The 286-nt window shown below is 63.3% G+C and carries 1 pseudogene; it reads left to right on the forward strand.

The features are described 5' to 3' along the window. Nucleotides 1-286, forward strand: a pseudogene (locus tag IG54_RS38970) (trehalose synthase); the annotation flags it as partial.

The following is a 286-nucleotide window of genomic DNA, read 5'->3' on the forward strand; positions in this document are numbered from 1 at the left end:
CCTCAAACGCGTCCGCACCGAGATCGACGCCCACTACCCCGACACCGTCCTGCTCGCCGAGGCCAACCAATGGCCCGAGGACGTCGTCGACTACTTCGGTGACTACGCCAAGGGCGGCGACGAATGCCACATGGCGTTCCACTTCCCCGTCATGCCGCGCATCTTCATGGCCGTACGCCGTGAATCGCGCTACCCCGTCTCCGAAATCCTCGCCAAAACCCCCGCCATCCCCAAAAACTGCCAATGGGGCATCTTCCTGCGCAACCACGACGAACTCACCCTGGAG

Source organism: Streptomyces sp. NRRL S-920, from assembly GCF_000717945.1.
GTDB classification, from domain to species: Bacteria; Actinomycetota; Actinomycetes; order Streptomycetales; family Streptomycetaceae; genus Streptomyces; species Streptomyces alboniger.